This is a genomic window from Allobosea sp. 05T422_2 (assembly GCF_056396265.1).
On record NZ_JBFTLD010000079.1, the window covers coordinates 1 to 16,506 of the forward strand.

Here is a 16,506-nt window from a genome sequence, read left to right on the forward strand (position 1 = left end):
GGCCTGTCGATCCCGGCATTCGTGGGGGCAATTGTTCTCCTGATTGTCTTTGCCATCCAGCTAGGCTGGTTCCCCGTCATCAGCTCGGGCGGCGGCGATACCATAGGTGCACGCATCTGGCAGATGACGCTGCCGACCGTCGTGCTGGCGCTGATCATGATGGCGTACATCACGCGCGTAACCCGCTCGGCCATGCTCGAGGTACTGAACCAGGACTTCATCCGCACCGCCCGCGCCAAGGGCGCCAAGTCCGCCGCCGTGGTGTGGAGCCATGCGCTGGGCAACTGCATGATCCCGATCACCACCGTGGTGGGTCTATATCTCGGCGTGCTGATCGGCCACTCGGCGCTGACCGAGATCGTGTTCTCGCGGCCCGGGCTCGGCAAGCTGATCCTCACCGCGCTCTCCCAGCGTGACTACACGCTGCTGCAGGGCCTCATCGTCATCTACACGATGATCGTCGTGATCGTGAATCTGATCACTGACCTGACCTATGGCTTCTTCGATCCGAGGGTGCAGTACAAATGAGCAATCCTGCATCGGGGTCGACCACCGAAAGGCCGCGCTCGAGCGAAGTGCGTGCCTTCCTGTCGCGCCTGAGCTTCTCCACTTGGGTCGGCGTCGCAATCCTCGCGGCCCTCGTCCTCGCCTCCATTTTCGCGCCGTATCTCACCGGGCACTCGCCGGCCCGCCAGAGCATGATGGCTCAATTCGCCGAACCAGGCGGCCGCTATCCGCTCGGTGCCGATCAGCTTGGTCGCGATATCTGGTCCCGTCTGGTCTATGGCGCGCGCTACTCGCTCTATATCGCTGTGTTCTCAATCCTGACCGCGCTCGTGGTCGGCTCGCTGATCGGCATGATCGCGGGCTTTCGCGGCGGCAAGATTGATATCGTGCTGATGCAGGCCATGGATGTCATCATCGCCTTCCCGTCGCTGATCCTCGGCTTGGCCTTGGTGGCGTTGATGGGGGCGACGATGACCAACATCATCGTCGCCATTGCCTTCGGTGCGACGCCCTCCTTCGCCCGCATCGCGCGGGGCGCGGTCATCGCCCAGCGCGACCGGGAATATGTGCAGGCCAGCCGCGCCATGGGCTTTTCGGGCCCGCGCATCCTCCTGCGGCACATCCTGCCTGCGATCGTCCCCGAGATCATGGTCATGGCCTCGATGTGGATGGCGACGGCGGTGCGCACCGAGGCCTCTCTCGCCTTCGTCGGCCTCGGCCTGCCGCCTCCGACGCCAACCTGGGGTGGCATGGTACGCGACGGGCTCGACTCGATCCTGATCTCTTACCACCTCGCCCTCTTCCCAAGCCTCGCCATCCTCGTGCTGGTGCTCGCCTTTAACCTGATCGGCGACGGGCTGCGCGATGCCATCGATCCCCGCCTGAAGGATGCATCGTGATGCAGGGCGAACCTGTCCTCTCGGTCCGCGGCCTCAACGTCGCTTTCGGTAGCGCGGCGGTCGTCAAGGACCTGAGCTTCGAGATCGCACCGGGCAGCACTCTGGCCGTGGTTGGTGAATCGGGCTCCGGCAAGAGCGTGACCTCGCTCGCCATCATGGGCCTGCTGCCGGAACGCACGGGTCGCGCGAGCGGCTCGATCAAGCTCGCCGGCCGCGAACTGCTCACCCTCAGCGAGGCTGAAAAGCAGAAGATCCGCGGTGGGCAGGTCGGCATGATCTTCCAAGAGCCGATGACATCGCTCAACCCGGTGCAGCGCATAGGCGACCAAATCGGCGAGGCCATCCGCATTCATCGCGGCCTCAAGGGGGCGGCGCTGCGCGAGGCCGTGATGGACATGCTGCGCAAGGTCAGGATCCCGGATCCCGAGCGCCGCATCGACAACTATCCTCACACCTTCTCCGGCGGCATGCGTCAGCGCGTGATGATCGCCATGGCGCTGGCGACCAATCCCGGTCTCATCATCGCCGACGAGCCGACGACGGCGCTCGACGTGACGGTGCAGGCGCAGACGCTCGACCTGCTCAAGGACCTGCAGCGCGAGACGGGCACCTCAGTGCTCTTCATCACGCATGACATGGGCGTTGTGGCAGAAATGGCCGACCATGTGCTGGTCATGCGCCATGGCCGCTGCATAGAGTACGGCACGGTCGAGGAAGTCTTCTCGAATCCGAAGGACGCCTATACCCGCCGGCTCATCGAGGCCGCGCCGAGCCTCGTCGGCAAACTGTCCGCAAGCACCAGCGCACCAGCCCCCGTCGCAAGCCTACCGGCGGCTGCCACCGGGTTGGACCAGGTCATCGAGGTCAAGAACCTTTCTGTGCGTTTTCCCTCCCGTTCCGGGCTGTTCATGCGCCGAAAGGGAGAGGTCCGTGCGGTCGAGAATGTCTCCTTCTCGATTGGCAAGGGCGAGACGTTGGGCCTCGTCGGCGAATCCGGCTCGGGCAAGTCAACGATCGGCAAGGCGATCATCGATCTCGCGCCGCGCCATTCCGGTGAGATCACGGTCGCAGGCACCCGGATCGACTACAGCGACTCTCGCAGCCTCGGCGTGCTCAGGCGCAATGTGCAAATGATCTTCCAGGACCCGTTTGGCTCGCTGGACAGCCGCCAGACCATCGGCTCGGCGATCATCGAGCCGATGAAGGTGCATGGCATCGCCACGGGCAAGGCAGCCCTGTCGCGGATGGAGTGGCTGCTGGAGCGTGTCGGGCTCGATCCGCATCGCGCCAACCGCCTGCCTCACGAATTCTCGGGCGGCCAGCGCCAGCGCATCTGCATCGCCCGCGCTTTGGCGATGTCGCCGAAGCTCATCATCGCAGACGAGGCCGTGTCGGCGCTCGACGTGGCGATTAAGGCGCAAATCATCGACCTGATGATCGACCTGCAGGAAGAGTTCGGGCTGTCCTATCTCTTCATCAGCCATGACATGGCGGCGATCGAGCGGATCTGCAGCCGCGTCGCCGTGCTCTATTATGGCGAGGTCGTCGAGATCGGCGGCCGCGACGATGTCATCGGCCGTCCGGCGCATGACTATACGCAACGCCTGCTCGCGGCGATCCCGATCACCCATCCCGACCAGCGCGTCCAGCGCCCGCCGCAGGCGCTCAGCGACGGTCCGGCGCGCAGCCCGATCAAGCCCCTCGACTACCAGCCCCCGCCGGAGCGCTGGGGCATGATGGCCGCAGGCCATTTCGTCCGTCTCGCCGTATAACCGCTCAGGCCGTCCAAGAATGTACGCTACCGAGGAACTCGGCGCCTTCGTTGCCCATCACATCGAAGGCAACTTGCCGGATCGCACCCGCGAGATGATGACACTGCTCGTCATCGATCTCCTTGCCGCCAGCGCAGCCGGCTTCGATGGAGCGCTGGCGACCGCGGCGCGCTCGGCAGCAAAGGGCATCTTCGGAGCGGGGCCTGCCGGCGTTTGGCTGACTGATGACAAGCTCAGCATAGCCGGCGCTGCCATGGCGAACGCCGCAGCTGCCAGCGCACTCGACATTGATGACGGCCATCGCGGCGCGGCCGGCCATCCCGGGGCGGGTATCATCCCCGCAGCCTTCGCCGTCGGCCAGGCGCTGGGTTCGTCGGGTACGGCCATCCTCGATGCGATCGCTCTCGGCTATGATGCCGCGCTGCGCGTCGCGACGGCGCGGCCGGTACCGACAATCATCACATATGCCAGCGGACGCTGGCTCAGCTTCGGGGTTGCGGCAGCTGCCGGCCGCCTGCTGGGACTAAGCGGCCATGAGATCGCTCATGCCATGGCGATCGCTTCCGTGGAGGGGCCGCTCGGCCTGGTCTTTGGTGGTAGCAAATATCAGGGCAGCACGGTCAAGGAGTCGATTCCGGCCGCTGTGGTGTCCGGCCTCACGGGAGCCTTCCGCGCGCGCGCCGGCGCAACCGGTCCGATCGATCTGCTCGACAATGGAGACTTTTACACCCGCTCCATTCTGACGGACCGGCTCGGCGCGCATTGGTGGCTCGAGGATTGCTATCTCAAGCCCTATGCCTGCTGCCGCTACATGCATGCGGCGGTGGATGCCATCCTGGCCATGCGCGAACCCGGCAAGCCGATCAAGAGCCTGCGCATCGAGACCTTTGCGCGCGGCCTGCGCCTGTCGAACTCGCGTGCGCCGACCACGCTCGAGGGCGGGCAGTACAGCTACTATTTCAGCTGTGCGCTCGCGGCTGTCCATGGCGCGGCGGCCCTACAGCCTGTCGATCCCGCAAGCCTGCGCGATCCCGCCGTTCTGGAACTCGCTGGCCGCATCGAACTGGCCTCGCATGAGGATTTCGACAGCCTGTTTCCCCGTTCGACACCCTGCCGCGTCAGCTTGGACCAAGGCAACGGGCCGCGCGTCATGACGGTGTCCGCTCCGCTCGGCGACGTCGCCAACCCGATAAGCCACCCACAGGTCACGGAGAAATTCCGCCGGATCAGTGCATCCGCGCTGCTGCCGGACGCGCAGGACCGAATCCTGGCCGCGGCGACCGRCCTGCACAGTACTGGCTTCGCCGCACTGTTCGATGCGCTCGTAGCGCCGTCTCCGAGTAAACCCACAGACACGAACTGATAACCATAAGGGAGGACGGATAAATGCTCGGGAAGATAGGATTGGCCACCAGCGCGCTAGCGCTGGTCGTCGCTGCACCACTGCCAGCTTTTGCGGCAAAAACCGAACTGATCTTTGGCGCTACCGCCGAGAACGTCGGCAACCTCGACCCGCATTACGCGACCTCGACCTCCGACCGCTCGCTGGTAGCCTGGGTGTTCGGCGGTCTCGTGCGCTTCGCCCCGGGCTCGACCAGCCCCACCAGCATCGAGGGCGATCTGGCGGAAAGCTGGGAGGCCAGCGACGACCGCCTCGTCTGGACCTTCAAGCTGCGCAAGGGCGCGCAGTGGCAGGGCAATTACGGCGAAGTGACCGCCGAGGACGTCGTGTTCAGCCTTGAGAAGGCGCGCGACCCCAAGCGCTCGGCATTCGCCGGCGACTTCAAGGCCTTCAAGTCGATCGAGGCCGTCGATCCCTACACCGTGCGCATTTCTCTGTCGGAGCGTATCCCCAGCCTGCTCGGTGCTGTGACCAGCTATTCAGGTGGCTTCATCATCTCGCAGAAGGCCTATGAGGAGCGCGGTGATAACTTCCGCCGCAGCCCGATCGGCTTCGGCCCGTTCCGGGTGGAGTCGATCACCCCCGGCCAGAACGCGACCTTCCTGGCGCATGAGGCTTATTTCCGCGGCAAGCCGAAGCTCACCAAGGTCGTCTACCGCTTCCTCAGCAATGCGGCGGCGCGCGATCTCGCCTTCGCGGCCAAGGAGATCGACACCGGCGGCGGCCACACTGATCAGCGCTGGCTCGACCGGGCGCTCAAGACGCCGGGTATCGCGGTCGACGTGTTCGATCCGGCAGAGCTCACCATGCTCCATGTCAATGTCACCAAGCCGCCCTTCGACAATCCGAAGGTGCGCCAGGCGCTGGCCCATGCGGTCGACGCCGCCAAGGTCGTGCAGTTCCGCGGCCCGACCGTGACCCGTCCGGGCAAGTCGGCTGTCCCGAGCGCAGACCTCGGCTTCACCACGGATAACGGCCTCTACGCCACCGAGCCCGCGAAGGCCAAGAAGCTGCTCGCCGAGGCCGGCTATCCTAATGGGCTCGACGTCACGATGCTGGCGAGTCAGCTCCCGAACCTCGAGCGCTCGGCGCAGATCATTCAGGAGCAGCTCGGCGAAGGCGGCTTCAACCTGAAGCTCCAGCCCGTCGAGCACGCGACCTGGCACCAGATGATCCGCAAGGATCTCAGCCCGCTCGTGCTCTACGGCGCGGCGCGCTTCCCTGTGGCCGACAACTACCTGACGCAGTTCTTCCATTCGTCGAGCATCATCGGCAAGCCGACGGCGATTGTGAATTTCAGTCACTGCGAGGTTGCCGACAAGCAGATCGAGCAGGCCCGCAGCGAGCCCGACCAGAAGAAGCAGATCGCGCTTTGGGAGGAGGCTCAAAAGCTGATCATCACGAACGTCTGCGCCGTCCCGGTTATCGAGACCGGCAGCGTGATGGTGCGGACCGAGAAGCTGAAATGGGGTTACGACTTCAAGGGTTCGATGTCGCTCGGGCCGCTGATCACCGAGCAGACCCACTTCGTCGACTGAGTGTCACAAGGCTGCGCCGGAACACGGCRCAGCCCCTTCTCCCCAAGCGGTAACACCATGCCTCGACCGACCTTTCCGGACTACTCGAACCTGTGCGGCTGGAATGCGATGCTGCCGCCGCGCCAGGCCAATGCGCCGCTCAATGGCGATCTCGCCGTCGACTATGTCGTGGTTGGCGCTGGCTATACCGGGCTTGCAGCGGCGCGGCGTCTCMATGAGCTCGATTCACAGGCCCGGATCGCGGTGCTGGAGGCAACCACTGTCGGCGAAGGGTCTTCGGCCCGCAACTCCGGCTTCACCAATTCCCGGGTCATGCCAGGGGCAATCTCGCCCGAGCGTTCCGAGCGGGCGCGCAAGCTGAGCGCGATCTACACCGACGCCTTCGATTGGCTGACTGGAATCGTCAAGTCGCAAGGCGACGATTGCGACCTGCAGCAGGTCGGCGCGATCCGCGCGGCTGCAACAGAGGCCGGCGAGGCCGCGCTGCGCAAAAGCGTCGAAATCGCGAAGGCCAACGACTTTCCCCATACCGTGCTCGACCGCAAGGCGATCCGCGACTGCATCGGCGCCGATTATTATAGATTTGGCTTCCTGATGCACGACACTTGGCTGATGCAGCCGRCCAAGCTCATCCGCGCGCTCGCCCAAGCGCTGCCGGAGACCGTCAGGCTCTATGAGAAGAGCCCGGTCCGCGAGATGCGCCGCGACGGAAACGACTGGCGCCTCATCACCGATGGCGGCACGGTGCGCAGCCCCGTCGTTGTCCTCGCCACGAATGGCTACATCCCGAAATTCGGTTATCTCGGCACGCGCATGGCGTCGATCTTCACCTATGCCGCCGTCACCGAGCCGGTGAAGGACGCCGATCTAAGCCATCTCGGCGAATCGGACGCCTGGGGGCTTCTACCCGCCCACCGGCTCGGAACGACGCTGCGGCGCATTGGCCGCGATCGGCTGATGGTCCGATCGCTCTACGCTCACAAGGCCGAGATTGCGCAACTCTTGGCTGAAAAACAGCTGCGTGACCGCTTCACCCGGCGCTGGCCGGGCCTGAGCCATGTCGCCTTCCAGTATATCTGGGGCGGCACCACGGCCTTCACCATGAATGGCTCACCGGCCTGGGGCCAGGTCGACCAGGGAGTCTACGCTTCCGGCGGCTGCAACGGTGCGGGTATCACCAAGGGCACTGTGCTCGGCCGCCACCTCGCCGAAGCGATCCGCGGCGTTTCCAAGCCGGCTGAGCTGGCTGAGCTGATGGGCGAAGCAAGCTTCATTGCCCCGGAACCTTTCCGCTCGGTGGGCTTCCACGTCATCTCGACGATCGAGCGACGCAAGGCGGGCTTGGAAAGCTGAGAGCTTCTTAACCGGTGTTCTCGTCCTCCGGACGTTTCCCAAGCCGGGAGAACCGTCATTCCGGGGGCAAGTCGTCGGCGATATCCCGCGCGGAATACAGCATCAAGAATAGGCGCAGTTCAGGTACCCGTTTCCAATAGGAGAATTCGCATGGAAATTCAGCGCAAGTTCGTCGAGAAGCGCTACAGCAAGATTTCGATCTATAACGGCGTCGCCTATTTTGCGACGACCCCTGACCGCCCATTCGACACATCCGACGACGTCGCCCTCCAGAGCCGMCAGATCCTCGCGCGCGTTGAGGAACGCCTCGCCGAGGTCGGATCGACCAAGGCGGACCTGCTGTTCGTGACCATCATCCTGTCGAACAAGCACTATCTCGCCACATTTAACCAGATTTGGGACGAGTGGGTGAACGAAATTACTCCACCATCGCGCGCCTGCTTCTTCGCTGAACTGACCAATCCGGACATGAAGGTCGAATTCATCATACAGGCCCGGGCCGGAGTTCTTACGACAGGCTGATCCTCGGCCTCTACGGGCCAGGCCGCGGTCGACGAAAATGGCGGCCGTGACATGCAACTGCGCGTGGGCCTGCGCAACCTGACCAACAAGCAGCAGCCGGTCGCATCCGGCTGCTGCTCGGCCAGCATCTGCACACCAACACCCGGGTAACCCACGCAAGGAGTTTTCAATGACGAAGTACGCGAAGGTACTCCTCTTGTCCGCGWCCGCTGTCTTCGGTGCGCAGTCCTGGCATGTGCAAGGCGCGCCCGATCCGAAGGTCGTCGCAATCGTCGGTGCGACCATGTTCGATGGCACTGGCGCGGCTCCGCACATCGCCGACGTCATCATCGAGGACGGCCGGATCGTCGCGGTCGGCAATGATCTGGCCGTGCCCAAGGGCGCACAGGTCATCAAGGCGCGGGGCAAGGCGCTGCTTCCCGGCTTCTTCGACCTCCACACGCACTGGGCGACCAGCCGCGGCTTCCCGACCACTACACCGCAGATCGCGACTGCCTATGTTCAAAGCGGCGTAACGACAGTGAATGATTACAATCAACAGCCTGAATCCTTCGCGCCGCGTCGCGAATGGCTCAGCCAGCTTGTCGCGCCGCACGTCAATTTCGCTGCTCGCCTCAGCACGCCGGGCGGCCATGGCGCCGACTGGGCGGATGAGGCCACGACGATCACCGTCAACACGCCGAACGCCGCGCGGTATTCGGTCGATCAGGTCTTGAAGTACAAGCCCGACCTCATAAAGGTATTCGCCGATGGCTGGCGCTATGGCACGGCGCCCGACAACACCAGCATGGACGAAGGGACACTGCGCGCGCTGGCCGAGGAAGCGCACAAACATAATCTGAAGGTMGTGACCCACACGGTCACGGTCGACAAGGGTGAGGTCGAATCGCGCGCCGGGGTGGATTCGCTCGCCCACGCCATACAGGACCGCAAGGTCTCGGCCGATACGATAGCATTGTTCCAGAAGAACGGCACTGGCATGGTGCCAACCATGGCCGTCTATTCTCCCTACAAGCCTGGCAACACCATGACGCCCGAACGTTTGGCTCGATCGAAGGCCAAGTTTGACGTCCTGATGTACAATGTGAAGGTCATGCATGACGCCGGCGTGCAGATCGGTGTCGGCACCGACGCGGGTGAGACCGGGACGCCGCATGGATCCTCCACGCTGCTGGAAATGCAGTTGCTGGTGAAAGCAGGCCTGACGCCGGCGCAGGCGCTGGTAGCAGGCACGAAGACGAGCGCGCAGATGATGGGCCTCGACAAGGATCGCGGCACGATCGAGGTCGGCAAGCGCGCCGACCTGGTACTGATCGACGGCAAGCCTTGGATCACTATCGACGATGTKACCAGAACAGACAGCGTGCTGATCGACGGCAAGCTGGTCTTTGGTCCGGACGCGCACACACTGCCTGCCACCAACATCGCCAACCGCCTGCCTTCGGTGAAGGTGGCGGCGCTGGTCGACGACTTCGAACGCAAGGACGGCCGTTCCTCGCTCGACACGCTGCGCCTGGATGCGCCCGACGGCGGCGTGGACCGTACGCTGATGGTGACGCAGATCGAGCCGCGCCAGGGTGGCGGGCAGGCGCTGCTCATCACCGGCCGTATGGCGACGAAGGATAACGCCTATGCCGGTGTCGCCATCCCGCTGACGCGTGGGTCTGTCGTGCCAGTTGATGTGCGTGGCTACACGGGCGTGCGCTTCGACGTGCGCGGCGCGGGCACTTATGTATTCACGCTCAACGGCCTGGACGGTAGATGGCGGGTACCGTTCGAGACCGCCACCGACTGGACGAGCGTAAGCATCGACTTCGCAAAGCTCGCCCCGCTACCGACCTCAGGCAAAGCTGGCAATGCCTGGACCGGCGACGGCATCACCCAGATCGAGTTTGGTGGATCGCGCCCGCCGAAGAGCAAATTCTGGCTCTCGATCGACAACGTCACCTTCTATTGAAGGCCAGTGGGCGGCCGGGCGAAGAGCCGGGCCGCCGGGGCCCCTGCCATCGCCTTATCACCTCGAAGCACATCGGCATCCCTCCGGCGGCGCGGGGCCGTCATGTGCGCCGTCTATCGAAGGCGTTATGACTTGAGACCCTAATCCTTTTCCAGATTTGGGGCTCAGGTCACGGGTCATAAGGTCGAGGCGGAGAAAAGGGCCCTGCCCATCCATCGCCGCCACCTGGAGGCTCAACGACGTCAATCCCGTCGCCTATATCGCCGAAACTCTGGACGGACTCATAAACGGCCACCCACAAAGCCCTATCGATGAGCTCGTGCCATGGCGCTTCTGAAAACCTCAAGCCCAAATCTGTGGAGCTGCCGCGGAGTGCTTATGGCGAGGCTGCACTAACGAGGCATGGAGCGACGGCGATCCAGAAAAATGGGGCGATGCCGACCAAAAATTAAATCGATATTTCAATAACATAGATGTTCGCAGTTTTATCCGGAACGGCGCGCCAAAACTCAACCATTCCGGTACAGAACCGCGAACACTCGGGTCMGCCGAACGATGGGACGCGCGCGAGGGGAGCGCTGTCCATAGTACGGTTCTGCAGCTTTCTCTCGTCAGGGCCAGCGCCAGGACCTTGTGACGTCAATCGCGATGGCAAGTGTCCCAAGCTAAGCGCCGTCAGGCAGAGACATCGTGCCACCGGGGTGATGGCAAGCCACCAACCGTTCATCGACGCTTCGCAATGTCGGTCTCTCGCTCCGGCACCGGTTCGTCGCGGCGGGGCAGCGACGAGCGAACGCGCATCCCTCGAACCGGTCGAACGGCGACGGCAACTCGCCGGCGATCTTTACATGCCGCGAGCGTGCCGCACCGTCGATGGAGGGCGTCGCGGCGAGCAACGCCTGCGAATAAGGGTGCAGCGGGCGTGCGAAGAAGCGCTCCTTCTCGCAATGCTCGACCACCGCGCCGAGATACATGACCATCACGCGATCGGCGATGTGACGGACGACGCCGAGATCATGCGAGATGAACAGATAGGACGGCGCCAACTCCTCCTGCAGATCCATCATCAGGTTCAGGACCTGGGCGCGGACCGAGACGTCGAGCGCGGAGACCGGCTCGTCGGCGACAACGATCTTCGGGTTGAGGATCAGTGCGCGTGCGATCGCGACGCGCTGGCGCTGGCCGCCCGAGAACATGTGCGGATAGCGCGAGGCGTGCTCGGGGCGAAGTCCAACGCGCTCCAGCATGGCGGTGACCGCATCGTGCCGGGCGTCCCAGTCGAGATCGGTATTCACGGCGAGCGGCTCGTCCAGGATGTCGCCGATGCGCTTGCGCGGATTCAGCGAGCCGAACGGGTCCTGGAAGATCAGTTGAACCGAGGCGCGCATGGCTCGCAGTGCGGCCGGCGTCGCCGTCGCGACCTCGACGCCGCCAATCTGCAATTGCCCCGCCGTCGGCCGCTCGATCATCGTGACCAGGCGCGCCAGCGTCGATTTCCCGCAGCCGGATTCGCCGACGACCGCGAGCGTGCGCCCGGCTTCCATCCGGAAGCTCACCCCGTTCACCGCCCGGAGTTCCCCCGGCTTCGACAGGAAACCCGAGGACACGAGATAGCTGCGATGCAGCTCGCGTGCTTCCAGCACGACCTTCGGCGCATCCGTCGTCGTCATCGCGCCTGCCCATCCAGGGGATAGAAGCACCGGACCTGACCGTGGCTCCATTCGGTGAGAGGCGGCGGCCTGTCGCGGCAGCGCTCGCCGGTGATCCCGCAGCGCGGCGAGAAGATGCAGCCCTCGGGCCGGTCCGCCAGACCGGGAACGGTGCCGGGGATGACGTTGAGCCGTCGCTTGCCGAGATTGCGCTCGGGCAGAGCCTCCAGCAGCGCCGCGGTATAAGGATGGCGCGGATTGCCGAAGAGGCTGCGTGTCTTCTGCAATTCGAGCTGCTGGCTGGCATACATCACCATGACGCGGTCGACCGTCTCGGCGACCACGCCCATGTCATGGGTGATCAGCACCATCGCCATCCCCTGCTCGCGCTGGAGCTCCGCGAGCAGGCCGAGGATCTCGGCCTGGATGGTAACGTCGAGCGCGGTGGTCGGCTCGTCGGCGATCAGGAGTCGCGGCCAGCAGGCGATCGCCATCGCGATCATCACCCGCTGGCACATGCCGCCCGACAATTGATGCGGGAACGCCTTGATCCGGCGCTCCGGATCGGGGACGCCGACCTTCTCCAACAGCTCGACCGCCCGGCGCCGCAAGGCCGCGCGATCGCCGCCTTCATGGGTCTTCAAGGCCTCGACCAATTGGAAGCCCACGCTGAAGCAGGGATTGAGCGAGGTCATCGGCTCCTGGAAGACCATGGCGATATCCTTGCCCATGATCCGCTGGCGCCGGGAGGCACGCAGGTTCCTGAGGTCGGTTCCGTCGAAGGACATCCTGTCGGCGCGCACCCTCGTCGGCCAGGGCAGGAGCCCCATCAGCGCGAGCATGGTCACGCTTTTCCCGGAGCCGGATTCGCCGACGATGCCCAGCACCTCGCCCCGGTCGAGATCGAGGTCGAGCCCGTYGACCGCCCGGAAGGCGCCGTCATCCGTGGGGAACTCGACAGTGAGATTGCGGATTTCGAGCAGGGGCATCGTCTCTCTCACCGCTTCAGTTTCGGGTCCAGCGCATCGCGCAGGCCGTCGCCGAGAAGATTGAAGGCGAGCACGGTGATCAGGATGGCGCAGCCGGGCAGCGTCACGACCCAGGGCGCGGCCTGAAGGAAGCTCAGCGCCGAGGCGAGCATGGTACCCCATTCCGGCGTGGGCGGCTGGGCGCCGAGGCCGAGGAAGCCGAGAGCGGCGGCATCAAGGATTGCGGCCGAGAAGCTCAGCGTGGTCTGGACGATCAGCGGCGCCACGCAATTGGGCAGGATCGTATCGGTCATCAGGCGCCAGCGGCTGGCCCCGGCGACCCGCGAGGCGACGACATAGTCCCGCGCCGCTTCGCTGAGCACCGAGGCGCGCATGAGCCGGGCGAAATGCGGCAGGAAGACCACCGCCACGGCGATCATCGCATTGGTGAGGCCGGGACCGAGGATCGCGACGATCACCAGCGCCAGCAGCAGGCTCGRCAGCGCCAGCAGGATGTCCATCGCCCGCATGATCAGGAGATCGGCGGTGCCGCCGAAGAAGCCGGCGACCAGCCCGAGCAGGCCGCCGCAGGTCAGCGAGAAGCTCACCACCAGGAAGCCGATCAGCAGCGACAGGCGCGAGCCGTGGATGAGGCGGGACAGCACGCAGCGCCCGAGATCGTCCGTCCCGAACGGGAAGCGCCATGCCCCGCCCTCCGACCAGACCGGTGGCTGCAGCAGGTGGTCGCGGAACTGCTCCGCTGGCCCGTGCGGCGCCACGATATCGGCGAAAACCGCGGTCAGCAGCAGGAGCACGACAATCGCCAATCCGATCATCGCGCCGGGGTTGCGACGCAGCGAGCGCCAGGTTTCGGCGGTCAGGCTTTCGCGCCGGGCGCGTCGCTGCGGCTTCGTCGTGCTGGTTTCGAGCGAGGCCATGATCAGCGCCCGTGCCGGATGCGCGGGTTGAGCAACCCGTAGGCGACATCGACGATCAGGTTCACCAGCATCACCAGCGAAGAGATGATGAGCACGCCGCCTTGCAGGACCGGGTAGTCGCGCCGCGCGATCGCCTCGACCAGCCATTTCCCGATGCCCGGCCAGGAGAAGATCGTCTCGGTGATGATTGCCCCGCCGAGCAGCACGCCGATCTGCAGGCCGATGACGGTGACGATCGGGATCAGGGCATTGCGCAGCGCATGGAGATTGACGACGCGCAGGGCCGAAAGCCCCTTGGCGCGGGCGGTGCGGATATAGTTCTCGCCGAGGACCTCGAGCATCGCCGAACGGGTCATGCGCGCGATCACCGCCAGTGGCAGGGTCGCCAGCACGATCGTCGGTAACAGCAGATGCGAGACCGCCGAGCGGAAGGCGCCGCGCTCGTCCGAGAGCAGGGCGTCGATGGTCATGAAGCCGGTGACGCTGTCGACGAAATAGGCGAGGTCTATGCGCCCGGAGACCGGGGTCCAGTGCAGATTGACCGAGAAGGTCAGGATCAAAAGCAGGCCCCACCAGAAGATCGGCATGGAATAGCCGGTGAGCGAAGCCATCATCATCAGGTGGTCGTAGAGCGATCCCCGCTTCAGCCCCGCCAGCACGCCGGCGGGGATCCCGATCAGCACGCCGAGCAGCACGGCGCAGAATGTCAGCTCGATCGTCGCCGGAAACAGGCTCAGGAACTCCCGCAGGACCGGCTGCTGCGTCGAGAACGAGACCCCGAGATCACCACGCAGGACCCCGGCGACATAGCCGAGGAACTGTTCGAAGAGCGGCCTGTCCAGCCCCATCTGCCTGAGCAGCGCGGCATGTCGCTCCGGCTCGATGCCGCGCTCGCCGAGGCGCACTTCCACCGGATCCCCCGGCACGAGGCGGATCAGGATGAAGGTCAGGAAGATGATGCCGAAGAAGGTCGGGACGATCAGGCCGATCCGGGCCGCAAGATAACGGAGCATGAGCCTCGCCTGCGTGAAAAGGGCGGCGGAAGCGGATGCGCTTCCGCCGCGGCGATGGCGGCTCTTACTCGTCGATGTCGACGCCCTCGAAGATCGGCGTGCCCAGCGGGTGAATCTTGTAGTTCTTCACCTTCTTGCTGGCGACGTGATAGACGATGCCGTGCGCGATAGGCAGCCACGGCGCCTCGGCGTGGAAGACCTCCTGCGCCTTCCGGTAAAGCGCCGTCCGCTTCGGCATGTCGGTGATGAACTTGGCCTGTTCGACCAGGTCCGAATACTCCTTGCTGCACCAGCGGGCGATGTTCTGGCCGCCCTGGCGAGCTGTCGAGCAGGACAGCAGCACGTTCATGAAATTGTCGGGGTCACCGTTGTCGCCGATCCAGCCATATTGCCCGAGCGTGTGCTCGCCGGCCTGCAGGCGCTTGCGATACTCGCCCCACTCGTAGCTCTTGATCTCGGCCTTGATGCCGACCTTGGCGAGGTCGGCCTGCATCATCTCGGCCATCTTCCGGGCGTCCGGATTGTAGGGCCGCTGCACCGGCATGGCCCAGAGATCGATCGAGAGCTCGCCGACCCCAGCCTCCTTCAAGAGCGCCTTGGCCTTCTCGACATCGTAGGGATAGGGCTTCAGCGTCTCGTTATAGGCCCAGATCGTCGGCGGGATCGGGTTGGCCGCGACGATGCCGGTGCCGCGGAAGACCGCCTTGACGATAGCGTCCCGGTCGATCGCCATGCTGACGGCGTGGCGGACACGCTTGTCGTCGAACGGCTTCTTGCTAGTGTTGAAGGCGAGATAGCCGACATTGAGCCCCTCCCGCTCCATGACGTTCAGCTTGGCGTCGCCCTTCAGGCGCGGCAGGTCGGCCGGGCTCGGATAGGGCGCCAGCAGGCATTCGCCCGCCTGGACGCGGGCCATGCGCACGGCGGCGTCCGGCGTGATCGCGTAGACGAGGCGGTCTATCGGCTGCTTGCCGTTGAAATAGTCGGGATTGACCGTGTAGCGGATCGTCGCGTCCTTCTTGTATTCGACGAACATGAAGGGGCCGGTGCCGACCGGAACCTGATCGACCTTCTCGGGCGTCTTCGCCTTCAGCATCGCATCCATGTATTCCTTCGAATGGATGGACGCGAAGGTCATCGCCAGGCTGGCGAGGAAGGTCGCATCGGGCTTGGTCAGTTCGACGCGCAGCGTGTGATCGTCGACCTTGGCGATAGCTTTCAGCAGCGTCTGAAAGCCCATGTCGTTGAAGTAGTCGTAAGCGCCGCCCGAGACCTGATGATAGGGGTGGTCCTTGCGCCACATCCGGTCGAAGGTCGCGATCACGTCGTCGGCGGTGAAGCCGCGCGTCGGCTTGAAGTGGTTGCGCGCATGGAACTTCGCGTTCTTGCGCAGGCGGAAGGTGTAGATCAGGCCGTCGGGAGAGATCTCCCAGGATTCCGCCAGGCCGGGCTTGAGCTTGGTCGAGTCGCGCTCGAATTCGACGAGCCGGTTGAAGACCGGATGGGCGGCGCTGAGGCTCGGGCCCGTCGTGTTGATCTGCGGGTTGAAGTTCTCCGGGCTGCCCTCGGAGCAATAGGTCATCGTCTTTGCCAATGCACCGGACGTCATCGCAGCCGCCAGCGCGACAGCCGCGGCTGTCCTGAAGAATATCGCCTTCATGTATTCCTCCCGAGATCGTTGTCCTGCGCAGCCTGCGGCTTGTGCCGACTTGTGCTGCTGCTTCGCTGTTGTCGGCTCATGTCGTCGCGCTCGCAGGCGACCGGCCATTGCCCGGTGTCCATCGCAATTTGGCCGGCAAATAGCGCCGGCAACGCAGCCCTCCGTCCGCATTCTTCTGCTGCGAGGCGGAAGATCGGTCGAAGGTTAGGAAAGCCGGCGGGAGGCTGACAAATGATATGACTTCATCTCATGCATTAAAAAAAATAACTCGTGCGCATCGAGATTATCCGCTCTGATCATGCGATCCCGCGCCCCTCCGGCGCTCACG

Annotated in this window: 14 protein-coding genes; 9 read left to right on the forward strand and 5 right to left on the reverse strand. The window is 64.5% G+C overall.

Annotated elements, in window-relative coordinates; translation table 11 throughout:
* From AC1DJT_RS15625 to AC1DJT_RS15665, 9 genes are all read left to right on the forward strand, one after another.
* On the forward strand, positions 1-528 hold a 528-nt coding region (locus tag AC1DJT_RS15625), incomplete at its 5' end, for an ABC transporter permease (RefSeq protein ID WP_476834377.1).
* Positions 525-1,406 (forward strand): ABC transporter permease, encoded by an 882-nt coding sequence (locus AC1DJT_RS15630; RefSeq protein WP_476834378.1) that lies wholly within the window; start codon positions 525-527, stop codon positions 1,404-1,406. The genes AC1DJT_RS15625 and AC1DJT_RS15630, both read left to right, overlap by 4 nt.
* Positions 1,406-3,178, forward strand: a complete 1,773-nt coding sequence (locus AC1DJT_RS15635) for an ABC transporter ATP-binding protein (RefSeq protein WP_476767984.1) — start codon at positions 1,406-1,408, stop codon at positions 3,176-3,178. Before AC1DJT_RS15630 ends, AC1DJT_RS15635 begins: the two co-directional genes overlap by 1 nt.
* Before the next feature lie 19 nt (positions 3,179-3,197).
* Positions 3,198-4,541 (forward strand): MmgE/PrpD family protein, encoded by a 1,344-nt coding sequence (locus tag AC1DJT_RS15640; protein WP_476834379.1) that lies wholly within the window; start codon positions 3,198-3,200, stop codon positions 4,539-4,541.
* Positions 4,542-4,564: 23 nt separating this feature from the next.
* The gene (locus AC1DJT_RS15645) at positions 4,565-6,118 is read left to right on the forward strand and encodes an ABC transporter substrate-binding protein (protein WP_476767982.1); all 1,554 of its coding nucleotides are present in this window, start codon (positions 4,565-4,567) and stop codon (positions 6,116-6,118) included.
* A gap of 57 nt (positions 6,119-6,175) precedes the next feature.
* Positions 6,176-7,471 carry an NAD(P)/FAD-dependent oxidoreductase gene (locus AC1DJT_RS15650; RefSeq protein WP_476834380.1) on the forward strand — a complete coding sequence of 432 codons (1,296 nt, stop codon included), beginning with the start codon at positions 6,176-6,178 and terminating at the stop codon, positions 7,469-7,471.
* A gap of 150 nt (positions 7,472-7,621) precedes the next feature.
* A complete protein-coding gene (locus AC1DJT_RS15655; RefSeq protein ID WP_476767980.1) occupies positions 7,622-7,993 on the forward strand; it encodes a RidA family protein in 372 nt (123 codons plus the stop codon).
* Between the two features lie 169 nt (positions 7,994-8,162).
* Entirely contained in the window at positions 8,163-9,950 is a 1,788-nt protein-coding gene (locus AC1DJT_RS15660) for an amidohydrolase family protein (RefSeq protein ID WP_476834381.1), read from the forward strand.
* Between the two features lie 157 nt (positions 9,951-10,107).
* Entirely contained in the window at positions 10,108-10,287 is a 180-nt protein-coding gene (locus tag AC1DJT_RS15665; RefSeq protein WP_476767978.1) for a transposase domain-containing protein, read from the forward strand.
* A gap of 328 nt (positions 10,288-10,615) precedes the next feature.
* Here the strand turns inward: AC1DJT_RS15665 and AC1DJT_RS15670 are convergent, their stop codons facing one another.
* The 5 genes from AC1DJT_RS15670 to AC1DJT_RS15690 form a co-directional block, all read right to left on the reverse strand.
* Positions 10,616-11,620 carry a dipeptide ABC transporter ATP-binding protein gene (locus AC1DJT_RS15670; protein WP_476767977.1) on the reverse strand — a complete coding sequence of 335 codons (1,005 nt, stop codon included), beginning with the start codon at positions 11,618-11,620 and terminating at the stop codon, positions 10,616-10,618.
* On the reverse strand, positions 11,617-12,588 hold the full coding sequence (locus AC1DJT_RS15675; RefSeq protein WP_476834382.1) for an ABC transporter ATP-binding protein: 972 nt from the start codon (positions 12,586-12,588) through the stop codon (positions 11,617-11,619). Before AC1DJT_RS15675 ends, AC1DJT_RS15670 begins: the two co-directional genes overlap by 4 nt.
* A gap of 8 nt (positions 12,589-12,596) precedes the next feature.
* Positions 12,597-13,505, reverse strand: coding sequence for an ABC transporter permease subunit (locus tag AC1DJT_RS15680; RefSeq protein ID WP_476834383.1), 909 nt, complete (start codon positions 13,503-13,505; stop codon positions 12,597-12,599).
* Between the two features lie 2 nt (positions 13,506-13,507).
* Positions 13,508-14,518 (reverse strand): ABC transporter permease subunit, encoded by a 1,011-nt coding sequence (locus AC1DJT_RS15685; RefSeq protein WP_476767974.1) that lies wholly within the window; start codon positions 14,516-14,518, stop codon positions 13,508-13,510.
* Between the two features lie 64 nt (positions 14,519-14,582).
* The gene (locus AC1DJT_RS15690; RefSeq protein ID WP_476834384.1) at positions 14,583-16,178 is read right to left on the reverse strand and encodes an ABC transporter substrate-binding protein; all 1,596 of its coding nucleotides are present in this window, start codon (positions 16,176-16,178) and stop codon (positions 14,583-14,585) included.
* Positions 16,179-16,506 lie beyond the last annotated feature (328 nt).